The organism is Streptomyces sp. NBC_01591 (assembly GCF_035918155.1).
Taxonomy (GTDB): domain Bacteria; phylum Actinomycetota; class Actinomycetes; order Streptomycetales; family Streptomycetaceae; genus Streptomyces.
Genome location: NZ_CP109327.1, coordinates 2251189 through 2274577, shown reverse-complemented (window position 1 = coordinate 2274577; position 23389 = coordinate 2251189). Strand labels below are relative to the sequence as shown.

The window sequence follows — 23389 nt, the reverse complement described above, 5'->3', positions numbered from 1 at the left end:
GGAGAGGGGACAGCGCGTGACGGTCAATATGACCAAGGGTCAGGCCATTAGCCTGCAGAAGAGCGACGGGGGGACCCTGACCGCGGTGCGGATGGGGCTCGGCTGGCAGGCGGCGCCGCGCCGGGGTCTGTTCGGTTCACGTACACGGGAAATCGACCTCGACGCATCGGCGGTGCTCTTCGCCGACAAGCAGCCGGTCGACGTGGTCTTCTTCCGCCACCTCGTCAGTGACGACGGCTCGGTCAAGCACACCGGGGACAACTTGGTCGGCGGCGCCGGTTCCGGCGGCGACGACGAGGCGATCCTCGTCGACCTGCAGCGGGTGCCGGTCCACATCGACCAGATCGTCTTCACGGTGAACTCCTTCACCGGTCAGACGTTCCAGGAGGTGCAGAACGCCTTCTGCCGCATCGTCGACGAGACCAACGGCCAGGAGCTCGCCCGCTACACGCTGGACGGCGGCGGACAGTACACCGCCCAGATCATGGCGAAGGTGCACCGCGCGGGGAACGGGTGGCAGATGACCGCCCTCGGCAACCCGGCCAACGGCCGCACCTTCCAGGACCTGATGCCGTCGATCCTGCCGCACCTGTAGGCAGGGACCGGCCCAGGAGGGCACTCCTGGCCGGTACGCATCGGTACCCGCAGCTCCCGGAGGCATCGGCCGCCGGGAGCTGCACCACATCGCGCCGCACCGCACGCGGCACACCGCACAGCAGTGAATCGTCGAGGGGACAGGGCAATGACGGCCGAGCTGGTCCGGGGGCAGAACCACACCTTGCCCCAGACCCGTCTGGAGATCCGGGTTTCGGCCGGCACGCCCGTGGTGGCCGGTGCCACGCTCGGTGACGAGAACGGCACGGTGCACGGCACCGAATGGATCGCCCACCCGGGATCACCCCAGCTCCCCGGGCTCGAAGTGTCCAGACAGGCTGCCGCCGACCACCGGCTCGCGGTGGACCTCGACGCCCTGCCCGCCTCGGTGCACCGGGTCACCGTGCTGCTGGCCCTGCCGACGGGAGTCGGCGGCCCGGTCCGGTTCGGCGCGGTCGCCTCCCCGTTCGTCGCCGTGACCGGGCTCGACGGCACCGAGATCGCCACCTTCACGCTCACCGGCCTGGACAGCGAATCCGCGGTCGCCGCCCTGGAGCTCTACCGCCGCCAGGCCGTCTGGAAGGTACGCGCCGTCGGTCAGGGCTACGCGGGCGGCCTCGACGCCATGCTCGCCGACCAGGGCCTGCCCCGGGCCGCCGAGCTGGCCCACTCGATCCAGGACGCGGTCACCCGGGCGATGGCCCGCTCGGTCACCCCGCCCCCGCCGCGCACCCCGGACGCCGGCCGGGTCGGAACGGGCACCGGCCCCGTGCCGCCCCAAGACGGCCACCGGCCCGCCGCCCAGCCGCCCGAACCGCTCACCGAGCCCACCACCCCGCCGCCCGCCACGACGGGCGGGCCCATCAACTACGCCCACCCGCGCCGCCAGGCCGCCGCACCCCCGCCGCCCCCTCCCACCGCGCCGCCCGTCGAGCCGGGCCGCCCCGCACAGCCCGTCGCCGGGGACGCGACCGGCTGGTCCATGGACGAGCGCCTCTACAACCAGATCTGGGGCATGTTCGAGGACCTGGCCCGCACCACCGCCGCCTATCGCAGCGCCGTCGACTTCGCCGAGTCCCGCATGGACCAGGAGCTCGAGCGCACCCTGTCCGACCCTCGCAGCCGGATCGGCGGCGCGGGGGACCGGGTCCGCGAGGAGGCCCGGGCCAAGCGCGACGAGCTGACCGGCCGGGCCCGCGAGGCCCTCGACCGCGACCTCGCCCAGCTGGTCGCCGAGGCCGCCGTGGTGGAACCCGCGCTGCCCGCCGCGTTCGCGGGCTGGGACAACCCCGTCTGGCACGCCTACCGCGTCCCGATGGAAATCCCCATGGCGCTGCGCATCGGTGACCTGCACCTGCCCGAGAAGCCCGGCCTGCACATCCCGCTGCTGGTCCGGCTGCCGCTGGAGCGCGGGATCTGGGTCGACTGCGGCCGCACGGCGTCCGATGCCGCGGCCCTGATCGACGGTGCCCGGCTGCGCACTCTCGCCATGGAGTGCGCGGTCGCGCACGCGGCCCGGCTGCTGGCCGTCTACCCGGCCGACGAGTTCTCGGTCCATGTCATCGACCCCGCGGGCTCGGCGGCCGGAGCGCTCGCCCCCCTGGTCCGGTCCGGGGTGCTCGCCGGGCCGCCCGCCTCCGGAGCCGGGGGAGTGGCCTCGGTCCTCGCTCATCTCACCCGGCGCGTAGACCTGGTGCAGATGGCGATCCGGGCCGGTGCCGCCGACTCGCTCCCGCCGGACCTGGACACGGGCGAGCAGCTGCTGATCGTCAACGACTTCCCGCACGGCTTCGACGACCGCGCTGTCACCCAGCTGCGCTACCTCGCCGACGAGGGGCCCTCGGTCGGCGTCCATCTGCTGATGGTCGCGGACCGGGAGGACGCCAGTGCGTACGGGCCGGTGCTCGACCCGCTGTGGCGCTCGCTGCTGCGGATCACCCCGGTCGCCGACGACCACCTGGCCGATCCCTGGGTGGGGCACGCCTGGACGTACGAGCCGCCGCGGACGCCGCCCGGCAGCCGGGTCCTGGAGCAGGTGCTCGCCAAGGTGGCGGCGGCCCGTCGCCCCCGGCGCCCCTGACGGGCCGGGCGCACCGGCCCGTACGTGAGCCGGGCGTACCGGCCGCACTGGGTGCCGGGCGTACCGGCCGCGCCGGGTTCCGGGCGTACCAGGCACCCACCTCACACCACTCCGACCAGCTCTTTTGAATGATCTTTACCCTCGCCTTTACCTTCCCTTGGTGTTCCCTGTACTGTTCTTTGGGCGGAGGGGAGTACTCCCATACGCGGCGTACCCGTCAATACGGACCGTGACCGGTCCCGGGGCGCCGGCCCGTGGTGCGCAGCCCGTGCGCCCGGGTGGAAGAGACCTCCGGCAGCGACGACGCTGATCAGTAGCCGTAGCGAACTGCCGGAGGCGCAGTGGACGTTTCATGGACCCTCTGGGTGCTGACCATTCTTGGTCTGTCAGCCCTTATCGCCGTCGATTTCTTCATCGGGCGCAAGCCTCATGACGTGACGACCAAGGAAGCCGGAATCTGGACGATCGTCTGGATCGCGCTGGCTGCCCTCTTCGGGCTCGGCCTGCTGGTCTTCGGCGAGAGCCAGGCCTCGGGCGAGTTCTTCGCCGGCTTCATCACCGAGAAGTCGCTCAGTGTCGACAACCTCTTCGTCTTCGTCCTGATCATGGCGAAGTTCTCGGTTCCCTCGCACCTCCAGCAGCGGGTGCTGCTGGTCGGTGTGCTGATCGCGCTGGTGCTGCGGGCGATCTTCATCGCCGCCGGTGCCGCCGTGATCGCCAACTTCTCGTGGGTCTTCTACATCTTCGGCGCGTTCCTGATCTACACCGCCTGGAAGCTCATCCAGGAGGCGCGGGCCGACGAGGAAGAGGAGGAGTTCGAGGAGAATCGCCTCCTCAAGACGATCGAGCGCCGCTTCGGGGTGGCCGACCGCTACCACGGCACCAAGCTCTTCATCCGGAACAACGGCAAGCGCGTCCTGACACCGCTGATGGTCGTCATGCTCGCCATCGGCACCACCGATGTGCTGTTCGCCCTGGACTCCATCCCCGCGATCTTCGGTCTGACCCAGGACCCGTACATCGTCTTCACCGCCAACGCCTTCGCCCTGATGGGGCTGCGGCAGCTGTACTTCCTGATCGGCGGGCTGCTGAAGAAGCTGGTCCACCTCAGCTACGGGCTCTCGGCCATCCTCGGCTTCATCGGGGTGAAGCTGGTGCTGCACGCACTGCACGAGTCCGGAGTGCACGTCCCCGAGATCTCCATCCCGGTGTCGCTCGGCGTCATCTGCGGCGTGCTGGTGATCACCACGATCACCAGCCTCATGGCCAACAAGAAGCAGACCCGGGCGGAGTCGGCCGAGAAGGCGGACGAGGTCGCCGACAAGGGCGCCGGTATCGACGCCTGACCGGGGCGGACGGCCCGGCCGTCCGGAAGGACAGGAACCGGCATCGGCCGGGGCGCGCAACGGTTCGTTGCCCGCCCCGGCCGACGCGTTTCCGGACGGTGGCTCCCCGGTCCGGGGGAAGCGTCGGCCGACCTGTCCGCGCTCACCTCACGCGCACGGGCCCGGTACGGCCGGAGTCACCAGCCGCGGGCGCGCCACTGCGGCAGCTGCGGACGCTCGTCGCCGAGCGTGGTGTCGTGGCCGTGGCCCGGATAGACCCATGTCTCGTCGGGCAGCCGGTCGAAGAGCTTGGTCTCCACGTCGTGGAGCAGGCTCGCGAAGGCCTCGGGGTCCTTGTGCGTATTGCCGACCCCGCCCGGGAAGAGGCAGTCCCCGGTGAACAGGTGCGGGGCGCCGTGCGGGTCGTCGTAGACCAGCGCGATGGAGCCCGGGGTGTGACCGACGAGGTGGCGGGCGGTCAGAGTGACCCTGCCCACCCGGACCGTGCCGTTGTCGTCGACGAGGACATCGGTCGGGACCGGGATGCCCTCGGCGTCGTACCGCCCGGCGTAGGTGCGCGCTCCGGTGGCCGCCACCACCTCGCCCAGCGCCTGCCAGTGGTCGCCGTGCCGATGGGTGGTGACGACGGACGCGATGCCGTCGTCACCGATCAGCTGCAGCAGCGTCCCGGCCTCGGCGGCCGCGTCGATCAGCAGCTGCTCGCCGGTGGCCCGGCAGCGCAGCAGATAGGCGTTGTTGTTCATCGGGCCGACGGCGACCTTGGAGATCATCAGATCCGTCAACTCGTGTACGTCTGCACGCCCGCCGACCCTGACCGCTCCGCTGTACGTCATACGTCTCAGCCTATAGCGGGGGCAGTACGGGAAGGGGGCCGCCTTCGACGGTCAGCGCCGCCCCGTCGCGGCGCCCGCAGAGCCAGCCGAGCAGATCCGGGGCCGTGCCGCGGACCGTGACGGGGCCGCCCTCCACGCCGCCGCCGGTCGTCCGGACCGGTCCCTTGCCGTCGGTCATCCTCGTGGGCACGACATCGGGGTGCCCGTCGAACCGCTCGGCGAGGAAGTCGATCTCCCGGGAGACGAACTCCTCCGGCAGGTCCTCCAGCTCGTAGCCGATCCCCAGGTCGACGTGGTGCAGCTCGACCTCGACGCGGCGGCGGAACGGGACCCGGGAGGCGGAGTCCGTCACGCCGTTGCGCAGGGTGACCGTGCGGGACCAGTCGGCCGGGGCGGAGGCGGCGGCTTCGAAGCGGGCCGCGCTCCCGGCCAGGTCGGCCAGCTGCTCGGCCTGCGGTCGCGGCGCGTCGCGCTCGATGTCGCGGTCGCGGGTTTCGCTGTCTGCGTACATGGGCCGGCCCTGGAGAACATTTACGAGCGCGTCGGCGTTACGAGAGAGGTGCGCAACGACATGGCCCCGGCTCCAGCCCGGCAGTCGCGACGGCTGAGCGAGTGCGGCACCGTCCAATTTTTCGGTGGCGCTGAGCAGTCGATCGGTTGCTTCACGTACGGCGTCCAGGTCGCGCGCATGATCAATCATGAGGCTGAGCCTAGCCTCGCCACTCATTCGGGTGAAGGAGTCCACAGCCGTCCGTAAATCGAATGTGCGTGCTATACGCTCGGAGTCGAAAGCTTCGTACATCGCTGTGGCGCCCCCCATACCCTGGGACAGGGGCTCAGTTCCCCCACTTCTCTCCAGAAAGGTGCGGACCGGCGTGGCCGACCGTCTCATCGTCCGTGGCGCTCGCGAGCACAACCTCAAGAACGTCTCGCTCGACCTCCCCCGCGACTCCCTCATCGTCTTCACCGGGCTTTCCGGGTCGGGCAAGTCGTCCCTCGCGTTCGACACGATTTTCGCCGAGGGCCAGCGACGCTACGTGGAGTCCCTCTCCTCGTACGCCCGCCAGTTCCTCGGCCAGATGGACAAGCCGGACGTCGACTTCATCGAGGGACTCTCGCCCGCTGTCTCCATCGACCAGAAGTCGACCTCGCGCAACCCGCGCTCGACGGTCGGCACCATCACCGAGGTCTACGACTACCTCAGGCTGCTCTTCGCCCGGATCGGCAAGCCGCACTGCCCGGAGTGCGGCCGGCCCATCTCGCGCCAGTCGCCGCAGGCGATCGTCGACAAGGTGCTCGGCCTGCCCGAGGGCAGCCGCTTCCAGGTGCTCTCGCCGCTGGTGCGCGAGCGCAAGGGCGAGTTCGTCGACCTCTTCGCCGATCTGCAGACCAAGGGCTACAGCAGGGCCCGGGTCGACGGCGAGACCATCCAGCTCTCCGAGCCGCCCAAGCTGAAGAAGCAGGAGAAGCACACCATCGAGGTGGTCATCGACCGTCTCACGGTGAAGGACAGCGCCAAGCGCCGGCTGACCGACTCGGTCGAGACCGCGCTCGGGCTCTCCGGAGGCATGGTCGTGCTCGACTTCGTCGACCTCCCCGAGGACGACCCCGAGCGCGAGCGGATGTACTCCGAGCACCTCTACTGCCCGTACGACGACCTCTCCTTCGAGGAGCTCGAACCGCGTTCCTTCTCCTTCAACTCGCCCTTCGGCGCCTGCCCCGACTGCACGGGTATCGGTACGCGGATGGAGGTCGACCCGGAGCTGATCGTCCCCGACGAGGAGAGGTCGCTCGACGAGGGCGCGATCCACCCCTGGTCGCACGGCCACACCAAGGAGTACTTCGGCCGGCAGATCAACGCGCTCGCCGACGCCCTCGGATTCCGTACGGACATCCCCTGGGCCGGGCTGCCGCAGCGGGCCAAGAAGGCCCTGCTCTTCGGCCACAAGATCCAGACCGAGGTCCGCTACCGCAACCGCTACGGACGGGAGCGCGCGTACACCACCCCCGCCTTCGAGGGCGCGGTGCAGTTCGTCAAGCGGCGGCACTCCGACGCCGAGAGCGACTCCAGCCGCGAGCGCTTCGAGGGCTACATGCGCGAGGTGCCCTGCCCGACCTGTGAGGGCACCAGGCTCAAGCCGATCGTCCTCGCGGTGACGGTGATGGAGAAGTCCATCGCCCAGGTCGCCGCGATGTCGATCAGCGAATGCGCCGAATTCCTCGGCCGGATGAAGCTCAACGCCCGCGACAAGAAGATCGCCGAACGGGTACTGAAGGAGGTCAACGAGCGGCTGAGGTTCCTCGTCGACGTCGGCCTCGACTACCTCTCGCTCAACCGCGCGGCCGGCACCCTGTCCGGCGGCGAGGCTCAGCGCATCCGGCTCGCCACCCAGATCGGCTCCGGCCTGGTAGGCGTGCTGTACGTGCTGGACGAACCGTCCATCGGCCTGCACCAGCGGGACAACCACCGGCTGATCGAGACCCTGGTCCGGCTCCGCGACATGGGCAACACGCTCATCGTCGTCGAGCACGACGAGGACACCATCAAGGTCGCCGACTGGGTCGTCGACATCGGCCCCGGCGCCGGTGAGCACGGCGGCAAGGTGGTCCACTCCGGATCGCTCAAGGAGCTGCTGGCCAACGGCGAGTCGATCACCGGCCAGTATCTGACCGGCGAGAAGTCGATCCCGATGCCCGACGTCCGGCGCCCCGTCGACCCGCAGCGCAGGCTCACGGTGCACGGCGCCCGGGAGAACAACCTCCAGGACATCGACGTCTCCTTCCCGCTCGGCCGGCTCACGGCCGTCACGGGCGTCTCGGGTTCCGGGAAGTCGACGCTGGTCAACGACATCCTCTACACCCACCTGGCGCGCGAGTTGAACGGCGCCAAGTCGGTCCCCGGCCGGCACACCCGGGTCGACGGCGACGACCTGGTCGACAAGGTGGTGCACGTCGACCAGTCGCCCATCGGCCGGACCCCCCGGTCCAACCCGGCGACGTACACCGGCGTCTTCGACCATGTCCGCAAGCTGTTCGCGGAGACGATGGAGGCAAAGGTGCGCGGCTATCTGCCGGGCCGCTTCTCCTTCAACGTCAAGGGTGGCCGCTGCGAGAACTGCTCCGGCGACGGCACCATCAAGATCGAGATGAACTTCCTGCCGGATGTGTACGTCCCGTGCGAGGTCTGCCACGGAGCGCGCTACAACCGGGAGACCCTGGAGGTCCACTACAAGGGCAAGTCCATCGCCGAGGTGCTGGACATGCCGATCGAGGAGGGCCTGGAGTTCTTCGAGGCCGTCCCGACGATCGCCCGCCACCTGCGCACGCTCAACGAGGTGGGCCTCGGATACGTGCGGCTCGGCCAGTCCGCGCCGACGCTCTCCGGCGGTGAGGCGCAGCGGGTGAAGCTCGCCAGCGAGCTGCAGAAGCGTTCCACCGGCCGTACGGTCTACGTTCTGGACGAGCCGACCACGGGTCTGCACTTCGAGGACATCAGCAAACTCATCAAGGTGCTCTCCGGTCTGGTCGACAAGGGCAACTCGGTGATCGTCATCGAGCACAACCTCGATGTGATCAAGACCGCGGACTGGGTCATCGACATGGGCCCCGAAGGCGGCAGCGGCGGCGGTCTGGTCATCGCCGAGGGGACTCCGGAGGAGGTGGCCTGCGTTCCGGCCAGCCACACCGGCAAGTTCCTCCAGGGCATCCTGGATCCGGACCGGGTGAACGAGGCCGCGGTGCCCGCGGCCCGCAAGCCGGTGCGGAAGGTGGCCGCGAAGAAGACGGTCGCCGCGAAGTCGGCCCCGGCGAGGAAGACGGCCACGGCCAGGACGAGCGCGGGCCAGACCGCGAAGTCCGCCACGGCCAAGACCGCCAAGACGGCTGCGGCGAAGAAGCCCGCGGCGAAGAAGGCGACCCGCGCGCGCAAGGCCTGACGCCTCCGCGTCGGGGCGGCGGCTCCCGGACCCCCGGGGGCCGCCGCCTCCCTCTGCCTGCGCTGAGCTACTGAAGCCGCTGACCAGGAACAACCGGTCTCGGGTGGCCCGGCCGCAGGGCCGTCGGTCTCCGCCGGTATCGTCGGTTGTGTCACCGATGGCACCGATGGCTCTGCGGACTCCGATGCCCGCGGTACTCCTGGTACCCGCGGCGCTTCGGTCGCGCCCGGTGCCCATCCACCCCTCCGACCAGTGGAGACCGCATGTCCGGCCAGCCCGCCGCCCGCCGTACCGTGCTGAAGGGTGCCGCTCTCGCCGGCGCCGCCGGGCTGGGAGTGGCCGCCTGCTCGACCGAATCGAAGCTCGGCCACGCCGAGACGCCGACGCCGACCGCTCCCGTCGAGCTCGGCGCGCCGGACGAGGTCCCGGTCGGCGGATCCAAGCTCTACCGCAATGAGCGGGTCATCGTGAACTGCCCGGCCAAGGGCCAGTACAAGGCGTTCAGCGCCCAGTGCACCCACGCGGGCTGCCTGCTGGACAAGGTCGAGGACAACGTGGGGCGGTGCCCCTGCCACGGCAGCCACTTCGACACGACGACCGGCAAGGCGATGCACGGTCCGGCGACCGCGCCGCTGCCCTCGGTCCCGGTCAGGGTCGAGGGTGGAAAGCTGGTCGCGGGCCCCGACGCCTGACACCGGCCGGGGACGGATTCACTCCCAGTCCCAGTCGATGCCGACCAGGCCGGGCCGTACCCCCTGCTCCACCAGGTGAACGGTCCGGTGCCTGCCGGCCAGCGTGAGGTCCGTGCGGGCGCCGCGCGGCGCCCCCGCCGAGACCTGGGCGAAGCGCCGGCACCGTACCGGCAGTGCGGCCTCGTCGAAGGCCACCTGCAGCACGTACTGCCCACCGCCGAAGCTGAACCCCCGCACGTACTTCCCGCTCGGACCTCCCGTGCCGTCGTCGAAGCCGTAGCCGAAGAGGTACGTGTCGCCCGCACTCAACCGGGTGTCGAAGAGCAGCTCGGCGACGAGCACCCCCGTGCCGCGGTCCCAGCGGACCCGCCCCGTCCGGCAGTTCTCCCGGGCCGTCACCGTCACCCGCGCCGGATCGCAGCCCGGATCGCCCCGGTGGACGGCGAGGTAGCGGTCGATGTCGTCGCGGTGGGCACGCACCACATGCTGCGACTCGCGCTGCCGCAACTCCCGGCCGGGACCGATCCGTACCCGCTCGTGATGGCCCACCGTGTGCAACCCGCCGTCCACCGGTGACCCCATCGCGGCGAGCAGCCGCTCCACCGCGCCGGACGCCTCCATCAGCGAACGGTACGAACGCGCGGCCGGACGGTCGGCGTCCGGGCGGCCGCTCCCCGTCCCCAGCAGCCGGAGCAGCGAGTTCCCGGGCAGCTCCAGCACCTCCTCCAGCGCCTTCACGGCCCGCAGGGACTCGGCGCGCTGCGGGCGCCTGGCCCCCTGCTGCCAGTAACTCAGGCTGGTCACCCCGACCTTGACCCCGCGGTGCGCGAGATGGTGCTGCACCCGTTGGAGCGGCAGCCCCCGCACCGAGAGCGCGGTGCGCAGCGCCAGATGGAACGGGCCGGTGTGCAGCACCTGCGCCAGTTCGGCCTCGGTGTGCTGCATGGGTCCTCCAGGTGAACGTCACGACACGGAGCGGGAAGACCGCGTCGGGTGGGGGCGGTGCCGCAGGTGGCCGGGGGAGGGCCGTTCACGTATCCGCCACGCCGTTCACACCGCGATGTTCCCCCGCATTGAAGCGTGTTGACCCGTCCCCGACAACGGTTGATGCTCCTCGAACAGCGTCCGGACGCGCTCCTCCGATCACACACCCCCTGCATTGGGAGGAACGCAATACGCAAGCCAGGAATCCGACCGGGACGACTCCCGGTCATGGCGGCTCTCGCCGCCGTACTCCTCGCCGTTCCTACGGCGACCGCCTCGGCAGCTCAGACCCCCACCACCGCTTCGGCGGCCCAGACCACGACCACGGCCGCCGCGCCGGGACAGAACCCCTCCGCCGTCGGTGGCATCGCCGCCACCCAGCGGCTGAACATCACCATGCAGGCCCAGCAGAAGACCAACTGGTGCTGGGCGGCATCCGGCAACACCATCGCCACCTGGTTCGGCCGCAACTCCTCGCAGAATCAGTTCTGCAACGCCGCCTTCGGCCGTGCCCAGGGCTACGAGTGCCCCAACTCGCAAGCCACGCTCGGCAATGTCCAGGACGGCCTGTCCTGGGCCGGCGTCAACCCCGGTTCGTATGTGAACGGCCGGCTGCGCTATCCCACCGTCCAGGCCGAGATCGCCGCGGGCCGCCCCGTCGAGACTCGCATCCAGTGGTCGTCGGGCGGTGGCCACATGCATGTCCTGTACGGATACGACGACTCGAACAGCTGGGTCTACTGGGGCGATCCCTGGCCCTCCAGCAACCGCTACAACTGGGCCTCGCACGCCTGGTACGTGAACAACGACGAGTTCTCCTGGACCCACTCGCTCTACCGGATCGGAGCGTGACGAAATGATCTCCAGGACTGCACGCACCGCACGGTCCGCGGCCGCCGCCCTGGCCGCCACCGGGGTTCTGGCCGGCGCCGCCCTGCTCTCCGCGGCTCCCGGGGCAGCGGCGGCCACCGGCCCCGCGGCCGGTCCGTCCGCGCCGGCCGCCGCCCGCCAGGCGGCCGGTGACCCCGCGACCCTGCACACGCTGTCCCGTTTCTTCGCCCGTGACGGGGCGATCGCCCGGTCGGCGGCCGCCCCGCGCATCGAGGGCGCCACCGTCCCCTTACACAGCCTCGATCCCGGCTTCGTCGCGGGGAAGCCCGGCGCGCCCGTCTCCAGGCTGGACTACTTCGCCACCACGGCCGTCTCCTCGGACGGACAGAAGGCGTCCCTGTGGACCCTTCCGAAGGAAGGGAAGGACGGCGGCCGGCAGGTGGTGAACATCGCCACCGGCGACGACGAGACCCGGTACGCCGCCGCGGGCGCCCGCAAGCTGCCCGGCGGCACGGTCTTCCGCGAGCCGCAGGTGGACGCCTGGTACGTCCAGAAGGGGACGAAGGTGCTTCCGCTGGACCAGGACGCGGTCCGCGCAGTCGGCGCCCGCGGCACCACGCTGGCCGCCTACCGGGCCCGGGTGCGGGCGGCCTACGGCGACAAGCTCCCCGGCTCCGCCTACGCCCGCTCCGGCAAGGCGGGCGGCTACGCACCGGCTGACGGGCCCCCCGGGTCCGGCAGCGGCAAACCCCGTACGGCCGCCGCGAGCACCGCCTCCGGCACGGCCCTGACCGCCACCTCGGCAGTCGCCGGAGCCGGCGCCCTCGCGGTGCTCGGCCTCGGCGGGCTCACCGCGGTGCGCAGCCGTCGCCGTCGGAACCCGGTGACCGGCGGCGGCACCCACTGACCCGTGCTCCGGGGCGTGCTCCCACGATCCGCGCCCCGGAGCACGGCAGCACTTCCGGTCCGGCGGTACTGTCACTGCCCGCAAGTAGGGTGGGACACATGGCAGACCCCTCCAGCTACCGCCCCAAGCCGGGACAGATCCCCGACTCCCCGGGGGTCTACAAATTCCGCGACGAACACCGCCGGGTGATCTACGTCGGAAAGGCCAAGAACCTGCGCCAGCGCCTGGCCAATTACTTCCAGGACCTGGCCGCGCTCCACCCGCGCACGCGCACGATGGTCACCACGGCCGCCTCGGTGGAATGGACGGTCGTCTCCACGGAGGTCGAGGCCCTCCAGCTGGAGTACTCCTGGATCAAGGAGTTCGACCCGCGGTTCAACGTCAAGTACCGCGACGACAAGAGCTATCCGTATCTCGCGGTCACGCTCAACGAGGAGTTCCCGCGCGTCCAGGTCATGCGCGGAGCCAAGAAGAAGGGCGTGCGCTACTTCGGTCCGTACGGGCACGCCTGGGCGATCCGCGAGACGGTCGACCTGATGCTCCGGGTCTTCCCGGTGCGTACGTGCTCCGCCGGAGTCTTCAAGAACGCCACCAGGACCGGCCGCCCGTGCCTCCTCGGCTACATCGGCAAGTGCTCGGCCCCCTGCGTCGGCCGCGTCACCCCCGAGGAACACCGCGAACTGGCCGACGACTTCTGCGACTTCATGGCCGGCCGGACCGGTACGTACATCCGCCGCCTGGAGAAGGACATGATGGCGGCGGCCGAGGAGATGGAGTACGAGCGGGCGGCCCGGCTCCGCGACGACGTGGAGGCCCTCAAGCGGGCCATGGAGAAGAGCGCCGTCGTCCTGGCCGACGCCACCGACGCCGACCTGATCGCGGTCGCCGAGGACGAGCTCGAAGCCGCCGTCCAGATCTTCCACGTACGCGGCGGCCGGGTGCGCGGCCAGCGCGGCTGGGTCACCGACAAGGTCGAGAACGTGGACACCTCGGGCCTGGTCGAGCACGCCCTGCAGCAGCTGTACGGCGAGGAGACGGGCGACTCCGTCCCCAAGGAGGTCCTCGTCCCGGCCCTGCCCGAGGACCCGGACGCGGTCTCCCAGTGGCTCGCCGGCCGCCGGGGCTCCCAGGTCAGCCTGCGCATCCCGCAGCGCGGCGACAAGAAGGACCTGATGACGACGGTCCAGCGCAACGCCCAGCAGGCCCTGGGGCTGCACAAGACCAAGCGCGCCTCCGACCTGACCACCCGCTCCCGCGCCCTGGAGGAGATCGCGGAGGCGCTCGGCCTCGACACCGCCCCGCTGCGCGTCGAGTGCTTCGACATCTCGCATCTCCAGGGCGACGACGTGGTCGCCTCCATGGTCGTCTTCGAGGACGGCCTCGCCCGCAAGAGCGAGTACCGCCGCTTCCAGATCAAGGGCTTCGAGGGCCAGGACGACGTCCGGTCGATGCACGAGGTGATCGGCCGCCGCTTCAAGCGGTATCTGCAGGACAAGGAGCGGACGGGGGAGTGGGAGGAGACCCCCGCGCCGACCGGACCGGTCCCGGACACCACCTCCGAGCCGGGCACCGTCCCCGATCCGGACGCCGAGCCCCGTGAGGACGACGGGCGTCCCAAGCGGTTCGCCTATCCGCCGCAGCTCGTCGTGGTCGACGGCGGCCAGCCGCAGGTCGCGGCGGCCAAGCGGGCCCTCGACGAACTGGGGATCGACGACATCGCCGTCTGCGGCCTCGCCAAGCGCCTCGAAGAGGTCTGGCTGCCCGATGACGACGACCCCGTCGTCCTGCCCCGCTCCAGCGAGGGCCTCTACCTCCTCCAGCGCGTCCGTGACGAGGCCCACCGCTTCGCGATCACGTATCAGCGCGCCAAGCGGGCCAAACGCATCCGTTCCAGCCCCCTGGATGCCGTCGCCGGTCTTGGTGAAACCCGGAAACAGGCGTTGATCAAGCATTTCGGCTCCGTGAAGAAGCTGAAGCAGGCGACAATCGACGAGATCTGCGAGGTTCCGGGGATAGGCCGCAGGACGGCGGAATCAGTGGCTGTCGCCCTCGCCTCGGCCGCCCCGGCCACGCCCGCCGTGAACACGGCGACAGGAGAGATCATTGAAGAGAACGACGGGGGCAGCACGACATGACCGAGCGTGAAAACGAACACGAAGTCGAGCGCGAGCAAGAAGTCGAGCACGACGGCACCGACCGAGCAGACGGAGCAGGACAAGTGAGTACGGGCACCACGAACGAGACGGGCGACGGGAGTGCGACCATCCCCGAGCTGGTGATCATCTCGGGGATGTCGGGCGCCGGGCGCAGCACAGCGGCCAAGTGTCTGGAGGACCTCGGCTGGTTCGTCGTCGACAACCTGCCGCCCGCCCTGATCCCCACCATGGTCGAGCTCGGCGCCCGCTCGCAGGGCAACGTGGCACGGATCGCCGTCGTCGTCGACGTCCGGGGGCGCCGCTTCTTCGACAACCTCCGCGAGTCCCTCGCCGACCTGGAGGCCAAGCACGTCACCCGGCGGATCGTCTTCCTGGAGTCCTCCGACGACGCCCTCGTCCGCCGCTTCGAATCGGTCCGCCGCCCGCACCCCCTCCAGGGCGACGGCCGGATCGTCGACGGCATCGCCGCCGAGCGCGACCTGCTGCGCGAGCTGCGCGGCGACGCCGACCTGGTGATCGACACGTCCAGCCTCAACGTGCACGAACTGCGCGCCAAGATGGACGCCCAGTTCGCCGGCGACGAGGAGCCGGAGCTGCGCGCCACGGTGATGTCGTTCGGCTTCAAGTACGGCCTGCCGGTCGACGCCGACCTGGTGGTCGACTGCCGCTTCCTGCCCAACCCGCACTGGGTCCCCGAGCTGCGCCCGTTCACCGGCCTCAACGAGGAGGTCTCCGCGTACGTCTTCGACCAGCCCGGCGCCAAGGAATTCCTCAACCAGTACACGGAGCTGCTCCAGCTCATCGCCGCCGGGTACCGCCGTGAGGGCAAGCGCTACGTGACGATCGCCGTCGGCTGCACGGGCGGCAAGCACCGTTCGGTCGCCATGTCCGAGAAGCTGGCGGCCCGGCTCGCGACCGAAGGCATCGAGACCGTCCTCGTCCACCGGGACATGGGGCGCGAGTGACCAGCCGCAATCTGCGCCTGCGGCGGCTGCGCAGAGCCACCTCTGCGCTGCCCGGCCGCAAGCGCGGCGCACAGCCCAAGGTCGTCGCCCTCGGCGGCGGCATGGGGCTGTCCGCGTCGCTCGCCTCGCTCCGCCGGATCACCGGCGATCTCACCGCCGTGGTCACCGTCGCCGACGACGGCGGCTCCAGCGGCCGGCTCCGCGAGGAGCTCGGCGTGCTGCCGCCCGGCGATCTGCGCAAGGCACTCGCCGCCCTGTGCGGTGACGACGACTGGGGCCAGACCTGGGCCCGGGTGATCCAGCACCGCTTCCAGTCCAAGGGCGATCTGCACGAGCACGCGGTCGGCAATCTGCTGATCGTCGCCCTCTGGGAGCAGCTCGGCGACCATGTCCAGGCTCTCGACCTGGTCGGCAAGCTCCTCGGGGCGCACGGCCGGGTGCTCCCCATGTCCGCCGTGCCGCTGGAGCTCCAGGCGCTCGTCCGGGGACACGACCCGGCCCGCCCGGACGACGTGGACACCGTGCGTGGACAGGCCACCGTGGCGCTCACCCCCGGCGAGGTGCAGTCCGTCCACCTTGTTCCGCACGACCCGCCGGCCGTCCCCGAGGCCGTCGCCGCGGTCCTCGACGCCGACTGGGTGGTGCTCGGCCCGGGGTCCTGGTTCTCCTCCGTGATCCCGCACCTGCTCGTCCCCGAACTGCTCGACGCACTCGTCGAAACCAAGGCCCGCAAGGTCCTCTCGCTCAACCTCGCACCGCAACCCGGTGAAACTGATGGCTTCTCCCCGCAGCGTCATTTGGAGGTTTTGGGACGACACGCCCCTAAACTCGCCCTGGACGTGGTGCTGGCCGACGAAGCCGCTGTGCCCGATCGTGAGTCCCTCGCCGATGCCGCCAAGCGGCTCGGCGCCGCGGTCGAGCTGGCGCCGGTGGCCTCACCCGACGGCGTTCCGATCCATGATCCGGAGCTGTTGGCCGCCGCGTACGACCGTATTTTTCGGATGCATGGAAGGATCGGCCCATGGCGATGACGCCGGCGGTGAAGGATGAAGTCTCTCGGCTTCCCGTGACCCGGACCTGCTGCAGGAAAGCAGAGGTCTCGGCGATTCTTCGGTTCGCGGGTGGGCTGCACCTGGTGAGCGGTCGGATTGTGATCGAGGCGGAGCTGGACACCGCGATGGCGGCGCGCCGGCTGAAGCGGGACATCCTCGAAATCTTCGGGCACAGCTCGGAGCTGATCGTGATGGCTCCCGGAGGCCTGCGGCGCGGCTCCCGCTACGTCGTACGGGTGGTGGCGGGCGGCGATCAGCTGGCCCGTCAGACCGGCCTGGTGGACGGCCGCGGCCGTCCCATCCGCGGGCTGCCCCCGCAGGTGGTCTCGGGGGCCACCTGCGATGCCGAGGCGGCCTGGCGCGGGGCCTTCCTGGCCCATGGCTCGCTCACCGAGCCCGGCCGCTCCTCCTCGCTGGAGGTGACCTGCCCGGGTCCGGAGGCGGCGCTCGCACTGGTCGGCGCGGCCCGCAGGCTCTCCATCGCGGCCAAGGCCCGCGAGGTGCGTGGGGTGGACCGGGTCGTCGTCCGCGACGGCGACGCGATCGGCGCGCTGCTCACCCGGCTCGGCGCCCATGAGTCGGTGCTGGCCTGGGAGGAGCGGCGGATGCGCCGCGAGGTCCGCGCCACGGCCAACCGGCTCGCCAACTTCGACGACGCCAACCTGCGCCGTTCCGCACGGGCCGCGGTCGCCGCGGGCGCCCGGGTGGGCCGCGCGCTGGAGATCCTGGGCGAGGAGGTGCCCGAGCACCTCGCGGCGGCCGGACGGCTGCGCATGGAGCACAAGCAGGCCTCCCTGGAGGAGTTGGGCGCGCTCGCCGACCCGCCGCTGACCAAGGACGCGGTCGCCGGCCGGATTCGCCGGCTGCTCGCGATGGCCGACAAGAGGGCCCAGGACCTGGGTATCCCGGGCACCGAATCCACCCTCAGCGAGGAGCTCGCCGACGGCTTGGTGGGCTGACCCGCGAAGGCCGCGGAGGCCGCGAAACGCTGACCCGCGACAGCCGCGAAACCGGTCGGATCCGGGCCTCGCGGGGCCCTCGGGGATGTTGACGCTCCGTAATTGTCGCTGCATGTGCGGCCGAGTATCGGCCAAGTATTCGGAGGCCCGTACTCCTACCGAGGAGTACGGGCCTCGGCGGTTCCTGCGGCCCTGCTCGATGTCACCCCGGCGCCGTCGGAGAGGTAGGGTCGGAGGCGGTCGGGGACATCTCATACAACTCGCCGGGGTGAAAACCCCGCGTACCTAACGAGGAGATCGGTTCGTGACGATCCGCGTAGGCATCAACGGCTTTGGTCGCATCGGTCGTAACTACTTCCGCGCGCTGCTGGAGCAGGGTGCGGACATCGAGATCGTGGCTGTCAACGACCTGGGTGACACCGCGACCACGGCCCACCTGCTGAAGTACGACACCATTCTGGGTCGTCTGAAGGCAGAGGTCAGCCACACCGCCGACACCATCACCGTCGATGGTCACACGATCAAGGTGCTCTCCGAGCGCAATCCGGCCGAAATCCCCTGGGGTGAGCTGGGCGTCGACATCGTCATCGAGTCGACCGGCATCTTCACGAAGAAGGCCGACGCCGAGAAGCACATCGCCGGCGGCGCCAAGAAGGTCCTCATCTCGGCTCCGGCCAAGAACGAAGACATCACCATCGTGATGGGCGTCAACCAGGACAAGTACGACGCGGCCAACCACCACGTCATCTCCAACGCGTCCTGCACGACCAACTGTGTCGCACCGATGGCGAAGGTTCTGGACGAGAACTTCGGCATCGTCAAGGGCCTCATGACGACGGTCCACGCGTACACCAACGACCAGCGCATCCTGGACTTCCCGCACTCGGACCTGCGCCGCGCCCGCGCCGCCGCCGAGAACATCATCCCGACCACCACCGGTGCCGCCAAGGCCACCGCACTGGTGCTCCCGCAGCTGAAGGGCAAGCTGGACGGCATCGCCATGCGCGTCCCGGTCCCGACCGGCTCGGCCACCGACCTGGTCGTGGAGCTGCAGCGCGAGGTCACCAAGGACGAGGTCAACGCCGCGTTCAAGAAGGCCGCGGACGACGGCGAGCTCAAGGGCATCCTGTACTACACCGAGGACCCGATCGTGTCCTCGGACATCGTCAGCGACCCGGCGTCCTGCACCTTCGACTCCTCCCTGACCATGGTTCAGGAGGGCAAGACGGTGAAGATCCTCGGCTGGTACGACAATGAGTGGGGTTACTCCAACCGCCTCGTCGACCTGACCGTCTTCGTCGGCAACCAGCTCTGACCGTCGAACCGGCAGGCACCCAGATGTGAGCACGGGGCTCGAACAGCGCAACGCCGCGCCGTTCGAGCCCCGTCGCATGCTCTCCCGCCCTCCAAGGAGTCCAGCAAGATGAAGACGATCGACGAACTGATCGCCGAAGGGGTCACCGGCAAGCGCGTATTCGTCCGCGCCGACCTCAACGTGCCGCTGAGCGGCACCACCATCACCGACGACGGCCGGATCCGCGCCGTCCAGCCGACCGTGGAGAAGCTAGTCGCGGCCGGTGCACGGGTCGTCGTCGCCTCGCACCTGGGCCGCCCCAAGGGCGCTCCGGATCCCGCCTTCTCCCTGGCGCCCGCCGCCGCCCGCCTCGGTGAACTCATCGGCGCCGACGTGGCCTTCGCGACCGACACGGTCGGCGAGTCCGCCCGCGCCACGGTCGCCGGGCTCACCGACGGCCGGGTCGCCGTCCTGGAGAACCTCCGCTTCAACCCCGGCGAGACGTCCAAGGACGACGCCGAGCGCGGCGCGTTCGCCGACCAGCTCGCCGAGCTCGCCGACCTGTACGTGGGCGACGGCTTCGGAGCCGTTCACCGCAAGCACGCCTCGGTCTTCGACCTCCCGGCCCGGCTGCCGCACGCCGCCGGTGACCTGATCGCCACCGAGGTCGGCGTCCTGAAGAAGCTCACCGAGAACGTCGAGCGTCCGTACGCCGTGGTTCTCGGCGGCTCCAAGGTCTCCGACAAGCTCGGCGTCATCGACCACCTCCTGGAGCGCGCCGACCGCATCCTGATCGGCGGCGGCATGGCGTACACCTTCCTCAAGGCCCAGGGCCACGAGGTCGGCAGCTCGCTGCTCCAGGAGGACCAGATCCCGGCGGTGCTGGAGTACCTCAAGCGTGCCGAGGACAAGGGCGTGGAGTTCGTGCTCCCCGTCGACGTCGTGGTCGCCCCGGCGTTCCCCGACCTCAAGACCAAGGCCCCGGCCCACCCCACCACCGTCGCCGCCGACGCCATGCCGGCCGGCCAGATGGGGCTGGACAACGGTCCGGAGACCAACAAGCTCTACGCATCGAAGCTCGCCGACGCCGCCACCGTCTTCTGGAACGGCCCGATGGGCGTCTTCGAGCACCCCGACTACGCCGAGGGCACCCGGGCCGTCGCCCAGGCCCTCGTCGACTCCTCGGGCTTCAGTGTCGTCGGCGGTGGCGACTCCGCCGCGGCCGTCCGCACCCTGGGCTTCGACGAGAACGCGTTCGGACACATCTCGACCGGTGGCGGTGCCAGTCTCGAATACCTCGAGGGCAAGACGCTTCCCGGCCTCGCCGCACTGGAGGACTGACCTTTCATGACCACTCGTACCCCGCTGATGGCGGGCAACTGGAAGATGAACCTCAACCACCTCGAGGCCATCGCACACACCCAGAAGCTCGGCTTCGCGCTCACCGACAAGGACTACGACGCCGTCGAGGTCGCCGTCCTGCCGCCCTTCACCGACCTGCGCTCCGTGCAGACCCTGGTCGAGGGCGACAAGCTGAAGATCAAGTACGGCGCCCAGGACGTCTCGGCGCACGACTCCGGCGCGTACACCGGTGAGATCTCCGGCCCCATGCTCGCCAAGCTGCGGTGCACCTATGTCGCCGTCGGCCACAGCGAGCGCCGCCAGTACCACGGCGAGACCGACGAGATCTGCAACGCCAAGGTGAAGGCCGCGTACAAGCACGGCCTGACCCCGATCCTCTGCGTCGGCGAGGGCCTGGAGGTCCGCAAGGCCGGTGACCAGGTCTCCTACACGCTCGCGCAGCTCGACGGCGGTCTGAAGGACGTCCCGGCCGAGCAGGCCGAGTCCATCGTGATCGCGTACGAGCCGGTCTGGGCCATCGGCACCGGCGAGGTCGCCACCCCCGAGGACGCCCAGGAGGTCTGCGGCGCGATCCGCGGCCGGCTGGCCGAGCTGTACTCGCAGGAGCTGGCCGACGCGGTCCGCATCCAGTACGGCGGCTCGGTGAAGGCCGGCAATGTCGCCGCGATCATGGCGCAGCCCGACGTGGACGGTGCGCTGATCGGTGGCGCCGCGCTGGACGCCGACGAGTTCGTCAAGATCGTCCGCTTCCGCGACCAGTGAGTATGCGGTAGCGCGGATCCGTCGTACCCTTGCGGGGGCCGTGGAGGGTGTAGCCTCCCGGCCCCCGTTGTTCGCATATGCAGTCCAGAGGAATTCCGGAAAGTAGGGACCAGCCGTGATTTTGGCGTTCGAGATCGCCCTGATCGTCTTCAGCCTGCTGCTGATGCTGCTGGTGCTGATGCACAAGGGAAAGGGCGGCGGCCTCTCCGACATGTTCGGTGGCGGCATGCAGTCGTCGGTCGGCGGCTCCTCGGTCGCCGAGCGGAACCTCGACCGGATCACCGTGGTCGTCGGTCTGGGATGGTTCGCATGCATTGTTGTGCTTGGTCTGCTGATCAAGCTGGACAACTGACCCGTCGTACGCGATTCCCGGTGACGGTGTAACTCCTTTCACTGGACGCGCGTTGGGCCTTACGTAGACTGGGGCATCTTCGAGCACCATCACGCAGGGAGTTACGACCGTGGCAAGTGGCAACGCGATCCGGGGAAGCCGGGTCGGAGCGGGGCCGATGGGGGAGGCCGAGCGCGGCGAGTCCGCGCCGCGTCTCCGCATCTCCTTCTGGTGCTCGAACGGGCACGAGACGCAGCCGAGCTTCGCCAGTGACGCGCAGGTACCGGAGACTTGGGACTGCCCGCGCTGCGGCTTCCCGGCCGGCCAGGACCGGGACAGCCCGCCGGACCCGCCGCGCACCGAGCCGTACAAGACGCACCTCGCGTACGTACGGGAGCGGCGCAGCGACGCGGACGGCGAGGCCATCCTCGCCGAGGCCCTGGCGAAACTCCGGGGCGAAATCTAGAAGTTCACCGGCCGGGCACCCACAGGGTGTCCGGCCGGACTGCTTCAGGGTCTGTCCGACGGATCAGGGTCGGCCAGACCCTGGCCGTGCCGCAGGTCTCCATTGCCTCGTCGGCCCTTCTGATCAATTAGGTTGGAGGTGCAGCGGGGCATCTGCAGGTACGAGAAGAATTGGGCTGATATCCGGGATGAATACACAAAGCCGAACCAGGCTCAACCAGACGCCCGAGTGGACCGCTCTGGGCAAGCACCGCGAGCAGTTCGGAGCGACACATCTGCGCCGGCTCTTCGCGGACGATCCGCAGCGCGGCACCGGATACACCCTCAGGGTCGGCGATCTGTACGTCGACTACTCCAAGCACCTGGTCACCGACGAGACGCTGCGGCTGCTGCGCGAGCTCGCCGCGGCCACCGGGGTGGCCGGGCTGCGGGACGCGATGTTCCGCGGCGAGAAGATCAACACCACCGAGGACCGCGCCGTCCTGCACACCGCGCTGCGTGCCCCGCGCGACGCGGTGATCGAGGTCGACGGCGAGAACGTGGTGCCGGGTGTGCACGCCGTGCTCGACCGGATGGCGGCGTTCTCCGACCGCATCAGGTCGGGGGAGTGGACCGGCCACACCGGCAGGCGCATCAAGAACGTCGTCAACATCGGCATCGGCGGTTCCGACCTCGGCCCCGCCATGGCGTACGAGGTGCTGCGTTCCTTCACGGACCGCGAACTGACCGTCCGCTTCGTGTCGAACGTCGACGGCGCCGACCTCCACGAGGCGGTGCGCGATCTCGACCCGGCCGAGACGCTCTTCGTCATCGCGTCGAAGACCTTCACCACGATCGAGACCATCACCAACGCCACCTCCGCCCGCAACTGGCTGCTGACCGGTCTGAACGCCGGTCAGGACGCGGTGGCCAAGCACTTCGTGGCGCTGTCCACGAACGCCGAGAAGGTCGCGGACTTCGGCATCGACACCGCGAACATGTTCGAGTTCTGGGACTGGGTCGGCGGCCGCTACTCGTACGACTCCGCCATCGGCCTCTCGCTGATGATCGCCATCGGCCCGGACCGGTTCCGCGAGATGCTCGACGGCTTCCACCTCGTCGACGAGCACTTCCGCACGGCCCCCGCCGAGGAGAACGTCCCGCTGCTGCTGGGCCTGTTGGGCGTCTGGTACGGCGCGTTCTTCGACGCCCAGTCGCACGCGGTACTGCCGTACAGCCACTATCTGTCCAAGTTCACCGCGTACTTGCAGCAGCTGGACATGGAGTCCAACGGCAAGTCCGTGGACCGGGACGGCAATCCGGTCGACTGGCAGACCGGACCGGTCGTCTGGGGCACCCCCGGCACCAACGGACAGCACGCCTACTACCAGCTGATCCACCAGGGCACCAAGGTCATCCCGGCCGACTTCATCGGCTTCGCCGAGCCGGTCGCCGACCTGCTGCCCGGCCTGGTCGCCCAGCACGATCTGCTGATGGCCAACTTCTTCGCCCAGACCCAGGCGCTGGCCTTCGGCAAGACGCCGGACGAGGTCCGTGCCGAGGGCGTCGCCGAGGAACTGGTGCCGCACAAGACCTTCCGGGGCAACCACCCGACCACGACGATCCTCGCCGACCGGCTGACTCCGTCCGTCCTCGGCCAGCTGATCGCGCTGTACGAGCACAAGGTCTTCGTCCAGGGCGCCGTCTGGAACATCGACTCATTCGACCAGTGGGGCGTCGAACTCGGCAAGGTCCTCGCCAAGAAGATCGAGCCGGTGCTCACCGAGGGCAAGGGGGGCGAGCAGCTGGACAGCTCGACCGCCGCGCTCGTCGAGGCGTACCGCGCCCGCCGGGGACGCTGA

Annotated in this window: 20 protein-coding genes; 17 read left to right on the top strand and 3 right to left on the bottom strand. The window is 70.0% G+C overall.

From position 1 onward, the window contains the following. Nucleotides 1-16: 16 nt before the first annotated feature. The 3 genes from OG978_RS10615 (at nucleotide 17) to OG978_RS10605 (ending at nucleotide 4020) form a co-directional block, all read left to right on the top strand. The gene (locus OG978_RS10615) at nucleotides 17-595 is read left to right on the top strand and encodes a TerD family protein (RefSeq protein WP_307127581.1); all 579 of its coding nucleotides are present in this window, start codon (nucleotides 17-19) and stop codon (nucleotides 593-595) included. Nucleotides 596-742: 147 nt separating this feature from the next. Further along, nucleotides 743-2674: a TerD family protein gene (locus OG978_RS10610; RefSeq protein ID WP_326764959.1), complete on the top strand. Its 1932-nt coding sequence runs from the start codon at nucleotides 743-745 to the stop codon at nucleotides 2672-2674. Between the two features lie 341 nt (nucleotides 2675-3015). Next, entirely contained in the window at nucleotides 3016-4020 is a 1005-nt protein-coding gene (locus OG978_RS10605; RefSeq protein ID WP_326764958.1) for a TerC family protein, read from the top strand. Nucleotides 4021-4196: 176 nt separating this feature from the next. Here OG978_RS10605 and OG978_RS10600 read toward each other — a convergent pair whose 3' ends face one another. Both OG978_RS10600 and OG978_RS10595 read right to left on the bottom strand, forming a co-directional pair. Continuing rightward, on the bottom strand, nucleotides 4197-4853 hold the full coding sequence (locus tag OG978_RS10600) for an MBL fold metallo-hydrolase (protein WP_326764957.1): 657 nt from the start codon (nucleotides 4851-4853) through the stop codon (nucleotides 4197-4199). Nucleotides 4854-4863: 10 nt separating this feature from the next. Beyond that, nucleotides 4864-5553, bottom strand: coding sequence for a maleylpyruvate isomerase family mycothiol-dependent enzyme (locus OG978_RS10595; protein ID WP_326764956.1), 690 nt, complete (start codon nucleotides 5551-5553; stop codon nucleotides 4864-4866). A 175-nt stretch (nucleotides 5554-5728) separates the two neighbouring features. On the opposite strand from OG978_RS10595, the gene uvrA reads away from it, so the two are divergent. Continuing rightward, on the top strand, nucleotides 5729-8788 hold the full coding sequence (gene uvrA, locus OG978_RS10590) for an excinuclease ABC subunit UvrA (protein ID WP_326764955.1): 3060 nt from the start codon (nucleotides 5729-5731) through the stop codon (nucleotides 8786-8788). Between the two features lie 263 nt (nucleotides 8789-9051). Further along, complete coding sequence (locus tag OG978_RS10585; RefSeq protein WP_326764954.1) at nucleotides 9052-9480, top strand: Rieske (2Fe-2S) protein; 429 nt, start codon at nucleotides 9052-9054, stop codon at nucleotides 9478-9480. Between the two features lie 18 nt (nucleotides 9481-9498). Here the strand turns inward: OG978_RS10585 and OG978_RS10580 are convergent, their stop codons facing one another. Beyond that, nucleotides 9499-10425, bottom strand: a complete 927-nt coding sequence (locus tag OG978_RS10580; protein WP_326764953.1) for a hypothetical protein — start codon at nucleotides 10423-10425, stop codon at nucleotides 9499-9501. 228 nt (nucleotides 10426-10653) lie between these two features. Here OG978_RS10580 and OG978_RS10575 point away from each other — a divergent pair, with 228 nt between their 5' ends. The 12 genes from OG978_RS10575 (at nucleotide 10654) to pgi (ending at nucleotide 23389) form a co-directional block, all read left to right on the top strand. Further along, nucleotides 10654-11316, top strand: a complete 663-nt coding sequence (locus OG978_RS10575) for a papain-like cysteine protease family protein (RefSeq protein ID WP_326769988.1) — start codon at nucleotides 10654-10656, stop codon at nucleotides 11314-11316. A 4-nt stretch (nucleotides 11317-11320) separates the two neighbouring features. Next, nucleotides 11321-12202, top strand: coding sequence for a hypothetical protein (locus OG978_RS10570; protein ID WP_326764952.1), 882 nt, complete (start codon nucleotides 11321-11323; stop codon nucleotides 12200-12202). A gap of 98 nt (nucleotides 12203-12300) precedes the next feature. After that, nucleotides 12301-14337 (top strand): excinuclease ABC subunit UvrC, encoded by a 2037-nt coding sequence (gene uvrC, locus OG978_RS10565; RefSeq protein ID WP_326764951.1) that lies wholly within the window; start codon nucleotides 12301-12303, stop codon nucleotides 14335-14337. Then, the gene (gene rapZ, locus OG978_RS10560) at nucleotides 14334-15323 is read left to right on the top strand and encodes an RNase adapter RapZ (protein WP_326764950.1); all 990 of its coding nucleotides are present in this window, start codon (nucleotides 14334-14336) and stop codon (nucleotides 15321-15323) included. The genes uvrC and rapZ overlap by 4 nt, the downstream gene beginning before the upstream one ends. After that, nucleotides 15320-16354, top strand: a complete 1035-nt coding sequence (locus OG978_RS10555; RefSeq protein ID WP_189541127.1) for a gluconeogenesis factor YvcK family protein — start codon at nucleotides 15320-15322, stop codon at nucleotides 16352-16354. Before rapZ ends, OG978_RS10555 begins: the two co-directional genes overlap by 4 nt. After that, the gene (gene whiA, locus OG978_RS10550; protein ID WP_018104603.1) at nucleotides 16345-17334 is read left to right on the top strand and encodes a DNA-binding protein WhiA; all 990 of its coding nucleotides are present in this window, start codon (nucleotides 16345-16347) and stop codon (nucleotides 17332-17334) included. The genes OG978_RS10555 and whiA overlap by 10 nt, the downstream gene beginning before the upstream one ends. 304 nt (nucleotides 17335-17638) lie before the next feature. Further along, nucleotides 17639-18649, top strand: a complete 1011-nt coding sequence (gene gap / locus OG978_RS10545; RefSeq protein ID WP_326764949.1) for a type I glyceraldehyde-3-phosphate dehydrogenase — start codon at nucleotides 17639-17641, stop codon at nucleotides 18647-18649. 108 nt (nucleotides 18650-18757) lie between these two features. After that, nucleotides 18758-19969, top strand: coding sequence for a phosphoglycerate kinase (locus OG978_RS10540; RefSeq protein WP_326764948.1), 1212 nt, complete (start codon nucleotides 18758-18760; stop codon nucleotides 19967-19969). Nucleotides 19970-19975: 6 nt separating this feature from the next. After that, nucleotides 19976-20752, top strand: coding sequence for a triose-phosphate isomerase (tpiA, locus tag OG978_RS10535; protein WP_326764947.1), 777 nt, complete (start codon nucleotides 19976-19978; stop codon nucleotides 20750-20752). Between the two features lie 115 nt (nucleotides 20753-20867). After that, entirely contained in the window at nucleotides 20868-21104 is a 237-nt protein-coding gene (secG, locus tag OG978_RS10530; protein ID WP_072483071.1) for a preprotein translocase subunit SecG, read from the top strand. Nucleotides 21105-21213: 109 nt separating this feature from the next. Then, nucleotides 21214-21549, top strand: coding sequence for an RNA polymerase-binding protein RbpA (locus tag OG978_RS10525; protein WP_072483070.1), 336 nt, complete (start codon nucleotides 21214-21216; stop codon nucleotides 21547-21549). Nucleotides 21550-21736: 187 nt separating this feature from the next. Continuing rightward, complete coding sequence (gene pgi, locus OG978_RS10520) at nucleotides 21737-23389, top strand: glucose-6-phosphate isomerase (protein ID WP_326764946.1); 1653 nt, start codon at nucleotides 21737-21739, stop codon at nucleotides 23387-23389.